Here is a 13,522-nt window from a genome sequence, read left to right on the forward strand (position 1 = left end):
TGACGGTTTACGTTTCGCAATCCGTGAAGGTGGCCGTACTGTAGGTGCGGGTGTTGTTGCTAAAGTTATCGCTTAATTGAGATAATTTTGCTAAAAAAGGGCGCTGAGGCGCTCTTTTTTTTTACCAAAAAAATATTTTACTATTGATAATATATTTAAATTTAGGAGTTGATAATAGTCTTATAAAAGCCCACTCATATTAATAAGAAAATATTGTTTGTTTTATTTTATATGGAGAATATAATTCCACCAATCTTAAATTGTCTGATTGCAATGCCATGAATTCAAAGATATTAATATATATAATAATAAATATATTTACACTCTCCGGCTGTGAAGATTATAAAAATAGTACTATGGGATATATTGAGGATGAGTATATATATATATCGATAGGAAATTCCTTAGAGATTAAGAATATAGATGTTAATAAGGGAAATAAAGTTAAAATTGGTGATGTCTTGTTTAAGACCGATGACTATACGCTTAGAAAAACAGGAGAGAAATTAGAGAGGGATAAAAAGTACGAAGAGGCGATACTCAGAAATATGGAGAAGGGTATAAGAAAAAGTGAAAGAGACCTCATTGATATAGATATAGATAGATTGCAGAAGGAAATAGTTAAAGCAGAGTCTACTTTAGAAAGGAAAAGAAAGTTACTAGATAAAGGTTTCCTTTCTAAAGAAGACATTGAGACTGAAGAGCTAAACTTAAATATAAAAAGGAATAGTTTAAAGAAAATAACGGCTGAGTTGAATAATAAATTGCTTCCGGCAAGAGTTGATGAATTGATCGCCCAGAAGATTAAAATTGATAAGATAAATATTGATATTGAAAATAATAAATATGATATATCTCAAGCTGAAGTTAAAAGTCCTACGGATGGTATTATTCACGATATCTTAAGAAAGAAAGGGGAATTAACTTCTCTTGGTAGTCCAGTCCTAATCATAGTACCTGAAAAAGGTAAAAAAATTAAATTTTATATCAATAGGAAAAAATTATATAAAATAAATATTAATGATTCCATTTTAGTGAGGGTGAATGATATTAATGAGGAATATAATGCTGTTATCGACTATGTCTCACCCAAGCCAGAATATACTCCCCCAATGTTATACGATGATAAGAATGATACCTTAGTCTATTTAATCGAAGCTAAATTTAGAGATAAAAATATAGAGCTGCCTGCAGGCACACCCGTAGAGATTACGCTATGAGAGAAGCATGTATTATTCTTAATAATATTCATAAGTCATTTGACAACGTAAAGGTCATCAACGATGTAACCCTCAATATTCTTAAGGGTCAAATTGTTGGTTTTATTGGCCCTAACGGTAGTGGTAAATCGACAATGATAAATATTATATGTGGCATGATGCCCAGCGATAGCGGCCAAGGATTTTGCATGGGTTACGATATCTCTACTGAACAAGCCTATATTAAAAAAAATGTAGGTTACATGACTCAATACTTCACATTATGGGAGTCCTTGACAGTACTTGAGAACCTCGTCTTTATAGGGAAAATGCGAAATGTAAGAAAAGTTGACGCAGAATCTGAAAAACTGATCAGTAGATTGGGATTAGAACGCTTTAGAAATACTTTAGCTAAGAATCTATCGGGAGGATGGAAACAGAAATTATCATTGGCCTGTGCGATCATTCACCGCCCAAAAATACTTTTTTTAGATGAACCTACAGCAAGCATTGACCCATTAGCACGTAAGGAATTCTGGACGTTAATATTTGAACTTGCTGGTGAGGGTATGACGGTTTTAATCGTCACCCATGCAATCGACGAAATTGAAAAATGTCATCACTTAGTTTACTTAAAAAATGGAGTATTACGGTTTACAGGAAATTTAGAAGAACTATTTTCCTCTCAAAATATACCTACTTATCTTGTTGAAGGAGAGGGTGTGAGGCATTTCAACGCCGAAATGTCCTGTGAAGACAATCTGCAAATCATTCCACGAGGTAATTCCATATCCGTAACGGGTCATTTGCAATGTGAGATATTAAAATTAAAGTATCCTAATCTCACCTTTAGTCCCATACCAACACCGTTAGATGCTTTGCTTTATATTTTATCGAGTAATTAAGGTATCACGTGTCGATTATTAACCCAACAATACTCCTTGCACTAGCACAGAAAGAAATCAGAGAAATAATCAGAGATAGAGTGATCATTTTGATGATAATCGTTATGCCCGTCATAAATTTAGTTGTCATGGGCTACTCAGTTAATTTGGATGCAAAGAACGTAGCCACAATTGTGATAGACCACGATAATTCTGCATTTTCTCGAACATTAATTTCTGCAATGAATAATAGTGGTTACTTTAGAGTTTCTATTGTGCAAGAAGAAATAATAGCAAGAAGAAAATTTTCTTCGGGTTTAGTGAAAATACTAGTACATATTCCTAACGATTTTTCTAAAAGTATCATCAGTGGTAGTAATTCCGACATACTTGTCGAAACCGACGGGACTGATCCCAGTAGTACAGCAAATGCCCTTCAGAGTTTGCAGTACCTTATAGAAAACACTGAATATCGAGAAAGCTATAATTATTCTTCAACAACGAATGAATCATTAAGTAAAACTAACGTTGTCTTCAGAAAATGGTTTAATCCAAAGGGTGACTCTCAAATTAATATCGTGCCCGGATTAATGGGTATTATTTTATCCATAATGCCTATGCTCATGGTTTGCTTATCGATTGTTAGAGAAAGAGAACGGGGTACCTTTCAGCATATTAAAGGTTCAGGGGTAAGTCCTTTTGTGTACCTAAGCGGGAAGGCGATCCCTTACGTGATGATAGGATTACTACAATTGAATTTGATGCTGGTTATAAGTATTACGATTTTGGATATCCCAATGCAAGGATCCTACAGCGAACTGTTTGCAGTGTCGGCTCTATTCATTCTATTGAGTGTGGTAATAGGAGTGAGCTTAACAACTGTTATTACCAATCAGCTCCAAGCAATGCAGTTGCTCTCATTTTATTTTCTATTTTCTAATATGCTATCTGGATTTCTCTCCCCCTTTGAGGCTATGCCGCAATGGTCTCAGTGGTTAGGAAATCTCATTCCTCTTACCCATTTTATGCGTGTAATTAGGGGCATAATGGTTAAAGGTACTAGCATTACATTGATGGGCAACGAGCTATTACATCTGGTTTCGGTGTTACTTACCGTAATAATCATTGGTTACTTTCTCATCAATCGTCGTTGGGCTAAAAATACATAGCGACTAGAAGAATATTAAAAAATCGTTGTAGAAAAGATATGCGCAATAACATGCTGATAAGGATAAAAAAGTGCCAAAAGGTATGATAACAGTGTGTAGGGAACGGAGACCACGATACTGTAATAAACAAATGGGTAGGGCGATCATTGAAGCTAAAAGAATGATAAAAGAGAGTTGGTAGAGGTCGAACCAACAGGCTAACGCGGTGATCAATTTCACGTCCCCTGATCCCAGACCTACTTTATGTCTGAATAAATAGTACACGCCTTGAATTACCCTTAGCACGCCATAACAAGTAGTACATCTTAAGAAGATATTCATGGTGTCCACACCAAGTAGGGAAGTGGATGAGATTGCTCCCGCAACCATCAGTAAATAAGTGAGAGGGTTAGGAAGCAGAAAGTAAAACCAATCAATGCAAGCCAATAGCAGCAATATCGAGCCAAAGAGACCGATAACAACAATAGGTATTGGTAAAAGACCTTGTAGTGCCTGTAAAGCAAGATATAAGCATAGGAAAAATGCCAGATAGTGCTTAATCCAGTATTGAAAAGGTAATGGCATTATTGAAGAGAAGTTTTGCCCAACGTCGTTTGAGTAAACTGCTGTAATCCACCAGGCTAAAGTGCTTTGCGAGGGAGTAAAGGTCAGTAATGCACGTCTTATCAGGTTAAGCAGTAGATAAGCAAATGCCAGTAGGTTGATATTAAGCATGCCTATCACCTTCCATGAATGATTTCAGACTGGGTAACTAGATTGATACATATAGACAATTGGCTGCCATAACATATCTGCGACATTGAGAGTGAGTATTGAATTAACCCCGCAGCCTACTTAAAAATGACATCTTAAGGGTGCGTTGAGTCGCAATGTACAAAAAGCAGACAAGGGTTGCATTGAAGTGATTTATAAGTATAATGCGCTGGCTTGCTCGTAATAGGAGCGCGATTCGAGCAGAATCGCAGAGTAGCGATTTGCTACCTCTAATAATACTCCCGATTGGGGAGTTATATGCTGAACGATTACACTCTCCCATCAATCGTAATGGGCACGAGGAGTAATCATTTTCGTTTATAAAATGTTTGGAGCTCTGGTCTCATGCAGAACCAAAGAATCCGTATTCGTCTTAAAGCGTTTGATCATCGTCTGATCGATCAATCAACCGCGGAAATCGTCGAAACTGCTAAGCGCACTGGTGCGCAAGTACGTGGTCCGATCCCGCTGCCGACTCGTAAAGAGCGCTTTACCGTTCTGATTTCTCCGCACGTTAACAAAGATGCGCGTGATCAGTACGAAATTCGCACTCACAAACGTCTGGTAGACATCGTTGAGCCAACTGAAAAAACCGTTGATGCTCTGATGCGTCTAGACCTGGCTGCAGGTGTTGACGTGCAGATCAGCCTGGGTTAATCAGGACATCGAGCGATTGAGAGGTTGATACAATGATTGGTTTAGTCGGTAAGAAAGTGGGCATGACGCGTATCTTCACTGAAGAAGGCGTTTCTATCCCAGTAACCGTAATCGAAGTTGAAGCAAACCGCGTTACTCAGGTTAAGAGCCTAGAAAACGACGGTTACCAAGCTATTCAGGTCACTACTGGTGCTAAAAAAGCAAACCGTGTAGTTAAACCAGAAGCAGGTCATTTTGCTAAAGCTGGCGTTGAAGCTGGCCGTGGCTTATGGGAATTCCGTGCTGAAAGCGCAGAATACACCGTTGGTCAAAGCATCAGTGTTGAAATTTTCGCTGACGTTAAAAAAGTAGATGTAACTGGCACCTCTAAAGGTAAAGGTTTCGCAGGTACCGTTAAGCGCTGGAACTTCCGTACCCAGGACGCGACCCACGGTAACTCCTTGTCTCACCGCGTTCCGGGTTCTATCGGTCAGAACCAGACTCCGGGCAAAGTGTTCAAAGGCAAGAAAATGGCAGGTCAATTAGGTAATGAGCGTGTAACCGTTCAGAGCTTAGAAGTCGTTCGCGTAGACGCAGAACGCAACCTGCTGCTGGTCAAAGGTGCTGTCCCGGGAGCTACCGGTAGCGACCTGATTGTTAAACCAGCTGTGAAGGCGTAAGGGGATAGCAATGGAATTAGTATTGAAAGACGCGCAGAGCGCGCTGACTGTTTCCGAAACTACCTTCGGTCGTGATTTTAACGAAGCGCTGGTTCACCAGGTTGTTGTTGCTTACGCAGCAGGTGCCCGTCAAGGTACCCGTGCGCAAAAAACTCGTGCCGAAGTCACTGGTTCTGGAAAGAAACCATGGCGTCAAAAAGGTACTGGCCGTGCACGTGCTGGTTCTGCTAAGAGCCCAATCTGGCGTTCTGGTGGAGTAACCTTCGCTGCACGTCCGCAGGACCACAGTCAGAAAGTTAACAAAAAGATGTACCGTGGAGCGCTGAAAAGCATTCTGTCTGAATTGGTACGTCAAGAACGTCTGATCGTTGTCGAAAAGTTCTCTGTTGAAGCGCCTAAAACTAAGCTGCTGGCACAGAAACTGAAAGATATGGCATTGGAAGATGTACTGATCATCACTGGTGAATTGGATGAGAATCTGTTCCTAGCAGCGCGCAACCTGTACAAGGTTGATGTGCGTGATGCAGCAGGAATCGATCCAGTTAGCTTGATTGCCTTCGACAAAGTCGTAATGACTGCTGACGCAGTTAAGCAAGTTGAGGAGATGCTGGCATGATTCGTGAAGAACGTCTGCTGAAAGTAGTGCGCGCACCGCACGTTTCTGAAAAAGCGTCTGCCGCGATGGAAAAATCAAACACCATCGTACTCAAAGTTGCAAAAGACGCGACCAAAGCAGAAATCGTAGCTGCCGTAGAAAAGCTGTTCGAAGTTGAAGTTAAAGATGTGAACACTTTACTGGTTAAAGGTAAAGTTAAGCGTCACGGACAGCGTGTTGGTCGTCGTAGCGACTGGAAAAAAGCTTACGTGACCCTGAAAGAAGGCCAGAATCTGGACTTCGTCGGCGGCGCAGAGTAAGTCGGAGGAGAGAAACAATGGCAATTGTTAAATGTAAACCGACATCTCCGGGTCGTCGCCACGTAGTTAAAGTGGTGAACCCAGAGCTGCACAAAGGCAAGCCATACGCCCCACTGCTGGAAAAAAACAGCAAGTCTGGTGGTCGTAACAACAACGGACGTATCACTACCCGTCATATCGGTGGTGGTCACAAGCGTGCATACCGTATTGTTGACTTTAAACGCAACAAAGATGGTATCCCAGCAGTTGTTGAACGTCTTGAGTACGATCCGAACCGTTCTGCAAACATTGCACTGGTTCTGTACAAAGACGGTGAGCGTCGTTACATCCTGGCCCCTAAAGGCCTGAAAGCTGGTGATCAGATCCAATCTGGCGTTGATGCAGCAATCAAAGCAGGTAACACCCTGCCTATGCGCAACATCCCAGTAGGTTCTACTGTTCATAACGTAGAAATGAAACCAGGTAAGGGCGGCCAATTGGCTCGTTCAGCTGGTGCTTACGTGCAAATCATCGCTCGTGACGGTTCTTACGTTACCCTGCGTCTTCGTTCTGGTGAAATGCGTAAAGTTGAAGCTGACTGCCGCGCGACATTAGGTGAAGTCGGTAACGCTGAGCATATGCTTCGCGTACTTGGTAAAGCAGGTGCAACTCGCTGGCGTGGTGTTCGTCCTACCGTTCGCGGTACTGCAATGAACCCAGTCGATCACCCGCACGGTGGTGGTGAAGGTCGTAACTTTGGTAAGCACCCGGTAACTCCGTGGGGCGTTCAAACCAAAGGTAAGAAGACCCGTAGCAACAAGCGTACTGATAAGTTTATCGTACGTCGCCGTAGCAAAAAATAATATTAGAGGATAAGCCATGCCACGTTCTCTCAAGAAAGGTCCTTTTATTGACCTGCACTTGCTGAAGAAGGTAGAGAAAGCGGTGGAAAGCGGAGACAAGAAGCCTTTGCGCACTTGGTCCCGTCGTTCAACGATCTTTCCTAACATGATCGGTTTGACCATCGCTGTCCATAATGGTCGTCAGCACGTACCTGTATTTGTTTCCGACGAAATGGTCGGTCACAAGTTAGGTGAATTTGCGCCGACTCGTACTTATCGCGGCCACGCGGCTGATAAGAAAGCTAAGAAACGCTAAGGCAGGAGGAAGAGATGGAAACTATCGCTAAACATCGCCACGCTCGTTCTTCTGCGCAGAAGGTTCGTCTGGTAGCGGATCTAGTACGCGGTAAGAAAGTGTCGCAGGCTCTGGACATTTTAACCTACACCAATAAAAAAGCGGCTGTATTGGTTAAGAAAGTCTTAGAATCTGCCATTGCTAACGCTGAACACAACGATGGCGCTGACATTGATGATCTGAAAGTCGCGAAAATTTTCGTAGATGAAGGCCCAAGCATGAAGCGTATTATGCCGCGTGCAAAAGGTCGTGCAGATCGTATCCTGAAGCGCACCAGCCACATTACTGTGGTTGTGTCCGATCGCTGAGACTCTGGAGACTAGCAATGGGTCAGAAAGTACATCCTAATGGTATTCGCCTGGGTATTGTTAAACCCTGGAACTCTACTTGGTTCGCCAATACCAAAGAATTCGCTGACAACCTAGACAGCGATTTTAAAGTACGTCAGTTCCTGACTAAAGAACTGGCTAAAGCGTCTGTATCTCGTATCGTTATCGAGCGTCCAGCTAAAAGCATTCGTGTTACCATTCACACTGCTCGCCCTGGTATCGTCATCGGTAAGAAAGGTGAAGACGTAGAAAAACTGCGTACGGTCGTCGCGAAAATCGCTGGCGTTCCTGCTCAGATCAATATCGCCGAAGTCCGTAAACCGGAACTGGACGCTAAATTGGTTGCTGATAGCATCACTTCACAGCTGGAACGTCGTGTTATGTTCCGTCGTGCGATGAAGCGTGCTGTACAGAACGCAATGCGTCTTGGCGCTAAAGGAATTAAAGTTGAAGTTAGTGGCCGTTTAGGCGGAGCTGAGATCGCACGTACCGAATGGTACCGTGAAGGTCGTGTTCCATTGCACACTCTACGTGCAGACATTGATTACAACACTTCTGAAGCGCACACCACATATGGTGTAATCGGCGTTAAGGTATGGATCTTCAAAGGTGAGATCCTGGGTGGTATGGCTGCTGTTGAACAATCGGAAAAACCGGCTGCTCAACCTAAAAAGCAGCAGCGTAAAGGCCGTAAGTAAGGAGAGTCGCTATGTTACAACCAAAGCGTACGAAATTCCGTAAAGTGCACAAAGGCCGTAACCGCGGTCTAGCGCAGGGCACGGATATCAGCTTCGGTACTTTCGGTCTGAAAGCTGTTGGCCGTGGTCGTCTGACTGCTCGTCAGATCGAAGCAGCACGTCGTGCTATGACCCGTGCAGTTAAGCGTCAAGGTAAAATTTGGATCCGTGTATTCCCGGACAAACCAATTACTGAGAAGCCGCTTGAAGTGCGTATGGGTAAAGGTAAGGGTAACGTAGAGTATTGGGTTGCCCTAATCCAGCCTGGCAAAGTCCTTTATGAAATGGACGGCGTACCAGAAGAGCTGGCCCGTGAGGCATTTAAGCTGGCAGCAGCAAAACTGCCTATCAAAACCACCTTTGTAACTAAGACGGTGATGTAATGAAAGCAACTGAGCTGCGTGAAAAAAGTGTTGAAGAACTGAACACTGAGCTGCTTAACCTCCTGCGTGAACAGTTTAACCTGCGCATGCAGGCAGCATCTGGCCAGCTTCAGCAGACACATCTGCTGAAACAAGCTCGTCGTGATGTTGCACGTGTTAAGACTTTACTGACTCAAAAGGCGGGTGCGTAATGACCGATAAAATTCGTACTTTGCAAGGTCGTGTAGTTAGTGACAAAATGCAAAAATCTGCAGTTGTTGCTATCGAACGTTTCGTGAAGCACCCGATCTACGGTAAATTCATCAAGCGTACGACTAAGCTTCACATCCATGATGAGAACAATGAATGTGGAATCGGTGACGTGGTAGAAATCCGCGAATGCCGTCCACTATCCAAGACTAAGTCTTGGACACTTGTTCGTGTTGTGGAAAAAGCGGTTCTGTAATAGAATCTCTTTTCTGTGAAAACAGATAGACGGCTCGCAAGAGCCGTTTATTTTTTCTACCCATCTGCGAGAAGCGGTGTTATAATGCCGCGCCCTCGGTAATGGGGCTTTTAAACGACCTAGTAATTGTAGGTCCCGAAGTAGTAGTTGACATTAGCGGAGCACTAAAATGATCCAAGAACAGACTATGCTAAACGTCGCCGACAACTCCGGTGCACGTAGCGTAATGTGTATCAAGGTTCTGGGTGGCTCGCACCGTCGCTACGCAGGCGTCGGTGATATCATCAAAGTTACCATCAAGGAAGCAATTCCTCGTGGTAAAGTTAAAAAGGGTGATGTCCTGAAGGCGGTAGTGGTGCGCACCAAGAAGGGTGTTCGTCGCCCCGACGGTTCTGTCATTCGCTTCGATGGTAATGCATGCGTTATTTTAAACAATAACAGCGAGCAACCTATCGGAACGCGTATTTTTGGGCCGGTAACTCGTGAACTTCGTACTGAAAAGTTCATGAAAATTATCTCTCTGGCACCAGAAGTACTCTAAGGAGCGAGCCATGGCAGCTAAAATCCGTTGTAACGACGAAGTTATCGTGTTGACCGGTAAAGACAAAGGTAAACGCGGTAAAGTAAAAAATGTATTGTCTTCCAGCAAAGTTATTGTTGAAGGGATAAACCTGGTTAAGAAACATCAGAAGCCTGTACCGGCTATGAATCAACCAGGTGGCATCGTTGAGAAAGAAGCAGCAATCGAGCTTTCCAACCTTGCAATCTTCAATGCGGCTACTGGTAAGGCAGACCGTGTAGGCTTTAGATTCGAAGACGGTAAAAAAGTCCGTTTCTTCAAGTCTAATAGCGAAACTATCAAGTAATTTGGAGTAGTACGATGGCGAAACTGCATGATTACTACAAAGACGAAGTAGTTAAGAAGCTCATGACTGAGTTTAACTACAATTCAGTCATGCAAGTCCCTCGGGTCGAGAAGATTACCCTGAACATGGGTGTTGGTGAAGCGATTGCTGATAAGAAACTGCTGGATAACGCAGCAGCTGATTTAGCATCAATCTCCGGTCAAAAGCCGTTAGTCACCAAAGCACGCAAATCTGTTGCAGGCTTCAAAATCCGTCAGGGCTATCCGATCGGCTGTAAAGTAACCCTACGTGGCGAACGTATGTGGGAATTCTTTGACCGCCTGATCACTATTGCTGTACCTCGTATTCGTGACTTCCGTGGTTTATCTGCGAAGTCTTTCGATGGACGTGGTAACTACAGCATGGGTGTCCGTGAGCAGATCATCTTCCCAGAAATCGACTACGATAAAGTCGATCGCGTCCGTGGTTTGGATATTACCATTACCACTACTGCGAAATCTGATGATGAAGGCCGTGCTCTGCTGGCAGCCTTTAACTTCCCGTTCCGTAAGTAAGGTAGGGTTACTAATGGCTAAGCAATCAATGAAAGCACGTGAAGTTAAGCGTGTAAAATTAGCAGACAAATTCTTCGCGAAACGCGCTGAACTGAAAGCGATCATCTCTGATGTGAACGCTTCTGACGAAGATCGTTGGAATGCTGTTCTCAAGCTTCAGTCACTGCCGCGTGATTCCAGCCCGTCCCGTCAGCGTAATCGTTGCCGCCAAACTGGCCGTCCACACGGTTATGTAGGTAAGTTCGGGCTGAGCCGTATCAAGTTACGTGAAGCCGCTATGCGCGGTGAAGTACCTGGCTTGAAAAAGGCTAGCTGGTAATTGTCACCAATTGAATCACGGGAGTAGACACTGATGAGCATGCAAGATCCGATCGCGGATATGCTGACCCGTATCCGTAACGGTCAGTCCGCGAACAAAGTTGCGGTCACCATGCCTTCCTCCAAGCTGAAATTGGCAATCGCCAACGTGCTGAAGGAAGAAGGTTATATTGAAGATTTTAAAATTGAAGGCGACATCAAGCCAGAACTCGAAGTGACTTTAAAGTACTTCGAAGGAAAGGCTGTTGTAGAAAGCATTCAGCGAGTAAGCCGCCCAGGCCTGCGCATCTATAAAAGAAAAGATGAGCTGCCAAAAGTTATGGCTGGTTTAGGTATCGCAGTTGTTTCTACATCTAAAGGTGTTATGACTGATCGTGCAGCGCGCCAAGCTGGTCTTGGTGGCGAAATTATCTGCTACGTAGCGTAATCGGAGGGTAAAATGTCTCGTGTTGCTAAAGCACCTGTCGTTGTTCCTGCCGGCGTCGACGTAAAAATCAACGGTCAGGAAGTATCGATTAAAGGTAAAAACGGCGAGCTGTCTCGTACTATCAACAAAGCTGTTGAAGTTAAACATGCAGATAACGCTTTAACTTTCGCACCTCGCGAAGGTTTCGCTGATGCATGGGCGCAAGCAGGTACTGCACGTGCTCTGTTAAACTCAATGGTTATCGGTGTTACCGAAGGCTTCACCAAGAAGCTGCAGTTAGTCGGTGTTGGTTATCGTGCGGCTATTAAAGGTTCTTCAGTGAACCTCTCACTGGGTTTTTCTCACCCTGTTGAGCATAAATTGCCTGCGGGAATCACTGCCGAATGTCCAACTCAAACTGAAATCGTACTGAAAGGTGCTGATAAGCAGGTAATTGGACAGGTTGCAGCGGACTTGCGCGCCTACCGTCGTCCTGAGCCTTACAAAGGCAAGGGTGTCCGTTACGCCGACGAAGTCGTGCGTATCAAAGAGGCTAAGAAGAAGTAAGGTAACACTATGGATAAGAAATCTGCTCGTATCCGTCGTGCGACCCGTGCGCGTCGCAAGCTCAAAGAGCTGGGTGCTACACGCCTGGTGGTACATCGTACCCCGCGTCATATTTACGCACAGGTAATCGCTCCGAACGGTTCCGAAGTTCTGGTTGCTGCTTCTACTATAGAAAAAGCTATCGCTGAACAACTGAAGTACACTGGTAACAAGGACGCAGCAATCGCAGTAGGTAAAGCTATTGCAGAGCGCGCAATTGAAAAAGGCATCACAGGTGTTTCTTTCGATCGTTCTGGTTTCCAATATCATGGTCGTGTCCAGGCACTGGCAGATGCTGCCCGTGAAGCTGGCCTTCAGTTCTAAGGTAGAGGTCTAAGATGTCACACATCGAGAAACAAGCTGGCGAACTGCAGGAAAAACTGATCGCGGTAAACCGTGTTTCTAAAACTGTTAAAGGTGGTCGTATTTTCTCCTTCACAGCATTGACTGTGGTAGGTGATGGTAACGGTCGCGTTGGTTTTGGTTACGGTAAAGCGCGCGAAGTTCCAGCAGCAATCCAGAAAGCGATGGAAAAAGCCCGTCGTAACATGGTCAATGTCGCGCTGACTAACGGTACCCTGCAACACCCTGTTAAAGGTGTTCATACTGGTTCCCGTGTGTTCATGCAGCCGGCTTCTGAAGGTACAGGTATCATTGCCGGTGGTGCAATGCGTGCAGTACTAGAAGTTGCTGGAGTTCATAACGTTCTTTCTAAAGCATATGGTTCTACTAACCCGATTAACGTGGTTCGTGCAACTATTGATGGTCTGAGCAATATGAAATCTCCAGATATGGTCGCTGCCAAGCGTGGTAAATCCGTTGAAGAAATTCTGGGGTAATTATCATGGCTAAGACTATTAAAATTACTCAAACCCGCAGTGCAATCGGTCGTCTGCCAAAGCATAAGGCAACACTTCTGGGCTTAGGGTTACGTCGTATTGGTCATACTGTTGAACGTGAGGATACTCCTGCGGTTCGCGGTATGGTTAACGCGGTTTCCTACATGGTTAAAGTGGAGGAGTAACAGATGCGTTTAAATACTCTGTCTCCGGCCGAAGGGTCTAAGCACGCCGCTAAGCGTTTAGGTCGTGGTATTGGTTCTGGCGTCGGTAAAACCGGTGGCCGTGGTCACAAAGGTCAGAAGTCTCGTTCTGGCGGTGGCGTACGTCGCGGTTTTGAAGGTGGTCAGATGCCTTTATACCGTCGTCTTCCAAAATTTGGTTTCACCTCTCGCAAATCTATGGTCACTACAGAGATCCGTCTGTCTGACCTGGCGAAAGTTGAAGGCGGTATCGTTGACCTGAACACACTGAAAGCAGCTAACATTATTGGTGTACAGATCGAATTTGCGAAAGTGATTCTTTCTGGCGAAGTTACCGCACCAGTAACTATTCGTGGTCTGCGCGTCACCAAAGGTGCTCGTGCTGCTATCGAAGCTGCTGGCGGTAAAATCGAGGAATAATTGA

General features: G+C 44.3%; 26 protein-coding genes. 25 read left to right on the forward strand and 1 reads right to left on the reverse strand.

Annotated features, from left to right (window positions below; translation table 11 throughout):
- The 4 genes from MKR94_RS15460 to MKR94_RS15475 form a co-directional block, all read left to right on the forward strand.
- A partial coding sequence (locus MKR94_RS15460) for an EF-Tu C-terminal domain-related protein (protein ID WP_197724836.1) occupies positions 1-76 on the forward strand: 76 nt, incomplete at its 5' end.
- A 202-nt stretch (positions 77-278) separates the two neighbouring features.
- On the forward strand, positions 279-1,220 hold the full coding sequence (locus MKR94_RS15465) for an HlyD family secretion protein (RefSeq protein ID WP_241647754.1): 942 nt from the start codon (positions 279-281) through the stop codon (positions 1,218-1,220).
- Positions 1,217-2,104, forward strand: a complete 888-nt coding sequence (locus tag MKR94_RS15470; protein ID WP_241647755.1) for an ABC transporter ATP-binding protein — start codon at positions 1,217-1,219, stop codon at positions 2,102-2,104. Before MKR94_RS15465 ends, MKR94_RS15470 begins: the two co-directional genes overlap by 4 nt.
- Positions 2,105-2,112: 8 nt before the next feature.
- Positions 2,113-3,252: an ABC transporter permease gene (locus tag MKR94_RS15475; protein WP_241647756.1), complete on the forward strand. Its 1,140-nt coding sequence runs from the start codon at positions 2,113-2,115 to the stop codon at positions 3,250-3,252.
- A gap of 3 nt (positions 3,253-3,255) precedes the next feature.
- Here the strand turns inward: MKR94_RS15475 and MKR94_RS15480 are convergent, their stop codons facing one another.
- Positions 3,256-3,966: a prepilin peptidase gene (locus MKR94_RS15480; RefSeq protein ID WP_241647757.1), complete on the reverse strand. Its 711-nt coding sequence runs from the start codon at positions 3,964-3,966 to the stop codon at positions 3,256-3,258.
- A 384-nt stretch (positions 3,967-4,350) separates the two neighbouring features.
- Here MKR94_RS15480 and rpsJ point away from each other — a divergent pair, with 384 nt between their 5' ends.
- The 21 genes from rpsJ (at position 4,351) to rplO (ending at position 13,518) form a co-directional block, all read left to right on the forward strand.
- Complete coding sequence (rpsJ, locus tag MKR94_RS15485) at positions 4,351-4,662, forward strand: 30S ribosomal protein S10 (protein WP_001181005.1); 312 nt, start codon at positions 4,351-4,353, stop codon at positions 4,660-4,662.
- 32 nt (positions 4,663-4,694) lie between these two features.
- Entirely contained in the window at positions 4,695-5,321 is a 627-nt protein-coding gene (rplC, locus tag MKR94_RS15490) for a 50S ribosomal protein L3 (protein ID WP_048912859.1), read from the forward strand.
- A 10-nt stretch (positions 5,322-5,331) separates the two neighbouring features.
- Positions 5,332-5,937 (forward strand): 50S ribosomal protein L4, encoded by a 606-nt coding sequence (gene rplD, locus MKR94_RS15495; RefSeq protein ID WP_048912858.1) that lies wholly within the window; start codon positions 5,332-5,334, stop codon positions 5,935-5,937.
- A complete protein-coding gene (rplW, locus tag MKR94_RS15500; protein ID WP_048912857.1) occupies positions 5,934-6,236 on the forward strand; it encodes a 50S ribosomal protein L23 in 303 nt (100 codons plus the stop codon). The genes rplD and rplW overlap by 4 nt, the downstream gene beginning before the upstream one ends.
- Before the next feature lie 17 nt (positions 6,237-6,253).
- On the forward strand, positions 6,254-7,078 hold the full coding sequence (rplB, locus tag MKR94_RS15505; protein WP_048912856.1) for a 50S ribosomal protein L2: 825 nt from the start codon (positions 6,254-6,256) through the stop codon (positions 7,076-7,078).
- A gap of 16 nt (positions 7,079-7,094) precedes the next feature.
- Positions 7,095-7,373, forward strand: coding sequence for a 30S ribosomal protein S19 (rpsS, locus tag MKR94_RS15510; RefSeq protein WP_004929772.1), 279 nt, complete (start codon positions 7,095-7,097; stop codon positions 7,371-7,373).
- A 14-nt stretch (positions 7,374-7,387) separates the two neighbouring features.
- The gene (gene rplV / locus MKR94_RS15515; protein WP_020322777.1) at positions 7,388-7,720 is read left to right on the forward strand and encodes a 50S ribosomal protein L22; all 333 of its coding nucleotides are present in this window, start codon (positions 7,388-7,390) and stop codon (positions 7,718-7,720) included.
- A 17-nt stretch (positions 7,721-7,737) separates the two neighbouring features.
- A complete protein-coding gene (rpsC, locus tag MKR94_RS15520; protein WP_048912855.1) occupies positions 7,738-8,439 on the forward strand; it encodes a 30S ribosomal protein S3 in 702 nt (233 codons plus the stop codon).
- Between the two features lie 11 nt (positions 8,440-8,450).
- Complete coding sequence (rplP, locus tag MKR94_RS15525) at positions 8,451-8,861, forward strand: 50S ribosomal protein L16 (RefSeq protein WP_014542598.1); 411 nt, start codon at positions 8,451-8,453, stop codon at positions 8,859-8,861.
- A complete protein-coding gene (rpmC, locus tag MKR94_RS15530; RefSeq protein ID WP_048912854.1) occupies positions 8,861-9,052 on the forward strand; it encodes a 50S ribosomal protein L29 in 192 nt (63 codons plus the stop codon). Before rplP ends, rpmC begins: the two co-directional genes overlap by 1 nt.
- On the forward strand, positions 9,052-9,306 hold the full coding sequence (gene rpsQ, locus MKR94_RS15535; protein WP_013510766.1) for a 30S ribosomal protein S17: 255 nt from the start codon (positions 9,052-9,054) through the stop codon (positions 9,304-9,306). The genes rpmC and rpsQ overlap by 1 nt, the downstream gene beginning before the upstream one ends.
- 169 nt (positions 9,307-9,475) lie before the next feature.
- Positions 9,476-9,847 carry a 50S ribosomal protein L14 gene (gene rplN / locus MKR94_RS15540; protein ID WP_048912853.1) on the forward strand — a complete coding sequence of 124 codons (372 nt, stop codon included), beginning with the start codon at positions 9,476-9,478 and terminating at the stop codon, positions 9,845-9,847.
- A 10-nt stretch (positions 9,848-9,857) separates the two neighbouring features.
- Positions 9,858-10,172, forward strand: a complete 315-nt coding sequence (rplX, locus tag MKR94_RS15545) for a 50S ribosomal protein L24 (RefSeq protein ID WP_048912852.1) — start codon at positions 9,858-9,860, stop codon at positions 10,170-10,172.
- Between the two features lie 14 nt (positions 10,173-10,186).
- Positions 10,187-10,726 (forward strand): 50S ribosomal protein L5, encoded by a 540-nt coding sequence (gene rplE / locus MKR94_RS15550; RefSeq protein WP_048912851.1) that lies wholly within the window; start codon positions 10,187-10,189, stop codon positions 10,724-10,726.
- Between the two features lie 13 nt (positions 10,727-10,739).
- The gene (gene rpsN / locus MKR94_RS15555) at positions 10,740-11,045 is read left to right on the forward strand and encodes a 30S ribosomal protein S14 (protein WP_048912850.1); all 306 of its coding nucleotides are present in this window, start codon (positions 10,740-10,742) and stop codon (positions 11,043-11,045) included.
- A gap of 33 nt (positions 11,046-11,078) precedes the next feature.
- Positions 11,079-11,471, forward strand: a complete 393-nt coding sequence (rpsH, locus tag MKR94_RS15560) for a 30S ribosomal protein S8 (protein ID WP_048912849.1) — start codon at positions 11,079-11,081, stop codon at positions 11,469-11,471.
- A 12-nt stretch (positions 11,472-11,483) separates the two neighbouring features.
- Positions 11,484-12,017 carry a 50S ribosomal protein L6 gene (gene rplF, locus MKR94_RS15565; RefSeq protein ID WP_048912848.1) on the forward strand — a complete coding sequence of 178 codons (534 nt, stop codon included), beginning with the start codon at positions 11,484-11,486 and terminating at the stop codon, positions 12,015-12,017.
- Between the two features lie 9 nt (positions 12,018-12,026).
- A complete protein-coding gene (rplR, locus tag MKR94_RS15570) occupies positions 12,027-12,380 on the forward strand; it encodes a 50S ribosomal protein L18 (protein WP_048912847.1) in 354 nt (117 codons plus the stop codon).
- Between the two features lie 14 nt (positions 12,381-12,394).
- Positions 12,395-12,895, forward strand: a complete 501-nt coding sequence (rpsE, locus tag MKR94_RS15575; protein ID WP_048912846.1) for a 30S ribosomal protein S5 — start codon at positions 12,395-12,397, stop codon at positions 12,893-12,895.
- Between the two features lie 5 nt (positions 12,896-12,900).
- On the forward strand, positions 12,901-13,080 hold the full coding sequence (gene rpmD, locus MKR94_RS15580; RefSeq protein WP_004846568.1) for a 50S ribosomal protein L30: 180 nt from the start codon (positions 12,901-12,903) through the stop codon (positions 13,078-13,080).
- Between the two features lie 3 nt (positions 13,081-13,083).
- Positions 13,084-13,518 carry a 50S ribosomal protein L15 gene (gene rplO, locus MKR94_RS15585; protein WP_048912845.1) on the forward strand — a complete coding sequence of 145 codons (435 nt, stop codon included), beginning with the start codon at positions 13,084-13,086 and terminating at the stop codon, positions 13,516-13,518.
- The last annotated feature ends 4 nt before the right edge of the window (positions 13,519-13,522 follow it).

Origin of the sequence: Rosenbergiella metrosideri, from assembly GCF_022602565.1 — a bacterium.
Classification (GTDB): Bacteria; Pseudomonadota; Gammaproteobacteria; order Enterobacterales; family Enterobacteriaceae; genus Rosenbergiella; species Rosenbergiella metrosideri.

Bases quoted from the DNA above. Each gene is read 5' to 3' on its own strand.
- MKR94_RS15465 (WP_241647754.1), top strand. From the start codon at position 279: ATGAATTCAAAGATATTAATATATATAATAATAAATATATTTACACTC.
- MKR94_RS15470 (WP_241647755.1), top strand. From the start codon at position 1,217: ATGAGAGAAGCATGTATTATTCTTAATAATATTCATAAGTCATTTGAC.
- MKR94_RS15480 (WP_241647757.1), bottom strand. From the start codon at position 3,966: ATGCTTAATATCAACCTACTGGCATTTGCTTATCTACTGCTTAACCTG.
- rpsJ (WP_001181005.1), top strand. From the start codon at position 4,351: ATGCAGAACCAAAGAATCCGTATTCGTCTTAAAGCGTTTGATCATCGT.
- rplC (WP_048912859.1), top strand. From the start codon at position 4,695: ATGATTGGTTTAGTCGGTAAGAAAGTGGGCATGACGCGTATCTTCACT.
- rplD (WP_048912858.1), top strand. From the start codon at position 5,332: ATGGAATTAGTATTGAAAGACGCGCAGAGCGCGCTGACTGTTTCCGAA.
- rplW (WP_048912857.1), top strand. From the start codon at position 5,934: ATGATTCGTGAAGAACGTCTGCTGAAAGTAGTGCGCGCACCGCACGTT.
- rplB (WP_048912856.1), top strand. From the start codon at position 6,254: ATGGCAATTGTTAAATGTAAACCGACATCTCCGGGTCGTCGCCACGTA.
- rpsS (WP_004929772.1), top strand. From the start codon at position 7,095: ATGCCACGTTCTCTCAAGAAAGGTCCTTTTATTGACCTGCACTTGCTG.
- rplV (WP_020322777.1), top strand. From the start codon at position 7,388: ATGGAAACTATCGCTAAACATCGCCACGCTCGTTCTTCTGCGCAGAAG.
- rpsC (WP_048912855.1), top strand. From the start codon at position 7,738: ATGGGTCAGAAAGTACATCCTAATGGTATTCGCCTGGGTATTGTTAAA.
- rplP (WP_014542598.1), top strand. From the start codon at position 8,451: ATGTTACAACCAAAGCGTACGAAATTCCGTAAAGTGCACAAAGGCCGT.
- rpmC (WP_048912854.1), top strand. From the start codon at position 8,861: ATGAAAGCAACTGAGCTGCGTGAAAAAAGTGTTGAAGAACTGAACACT.
- rpsQ (WP_013510766.1), top strand. From the start codon at position 9,052: ATGACCGATAAAATTCGTACTTTGCAAGGTCGTGTAGTTAGTGACAAA.
- rplN (WP_048912853.1), top strand. From the start codon at position 9,476: ATGATCCAAGAACAGACTATGCTAAACGTCGCCGACAACTCCGGTGCA.
- rplX (WP_048912852.1), top strand. From the start codon at position 9,858: ATGGCAGCTAAAATCCGTTGTAACGACGAAGTTATCGTGTTGACCGGT.
- rplE (WP_048912851.1), top strand. From the start codon at position 10,187: ATGGCGAAACTGCATGATTACTACAAAGACGAAGTAGTTAAGAAGCTC.
- rpsN (WP_048912850.1), top strand. From the start codon at position 10,740: ATGGCTAAGCAATCAATGAAAGCACGTGAAGTTAAGCGTGTAAAATTA.
- rpsH (WP_048912849.1), top strand. From the start codon at position 11,079: ATGAGCATGCAAGATCCGATCGCGGATATGCTGACCCGTATCCGTAAC.
- rplF (WP_048912848.1), top strand. From the start codon at position 11,484: ATGTCTCGTGTTGCTAAAGCACCTGTCGTTGTTCCTGCCGGCGTCGAC.
- rplR (WP_048912847.1), top strand. From the start codon at position 12,027: ATGGATAAGAAATCTGCTCGTATCCGTCGTGCGACCCGTGCGCGTCGC.
- rpsE (WP_048912846.1), top strand. From the start codon at position 12,395: ATGTCACACATCGAGAAACAAGCTGGCGAACTGCAGGAAAAACTGATC.
- rpmD (WP_004846568.1), top strand. From the start codon at position 12,901: ATGGCTAAGACTATTAAAATTACTCAAACCCGCAGTGCAATCGGTCGT.
- rplO (WP_048912845.1), top strand. From the start codon at position 13,084: ATGCGTTTAAATACTCTGTCTCCGGCCGAAGGGTCTAAGCACGCCGCT.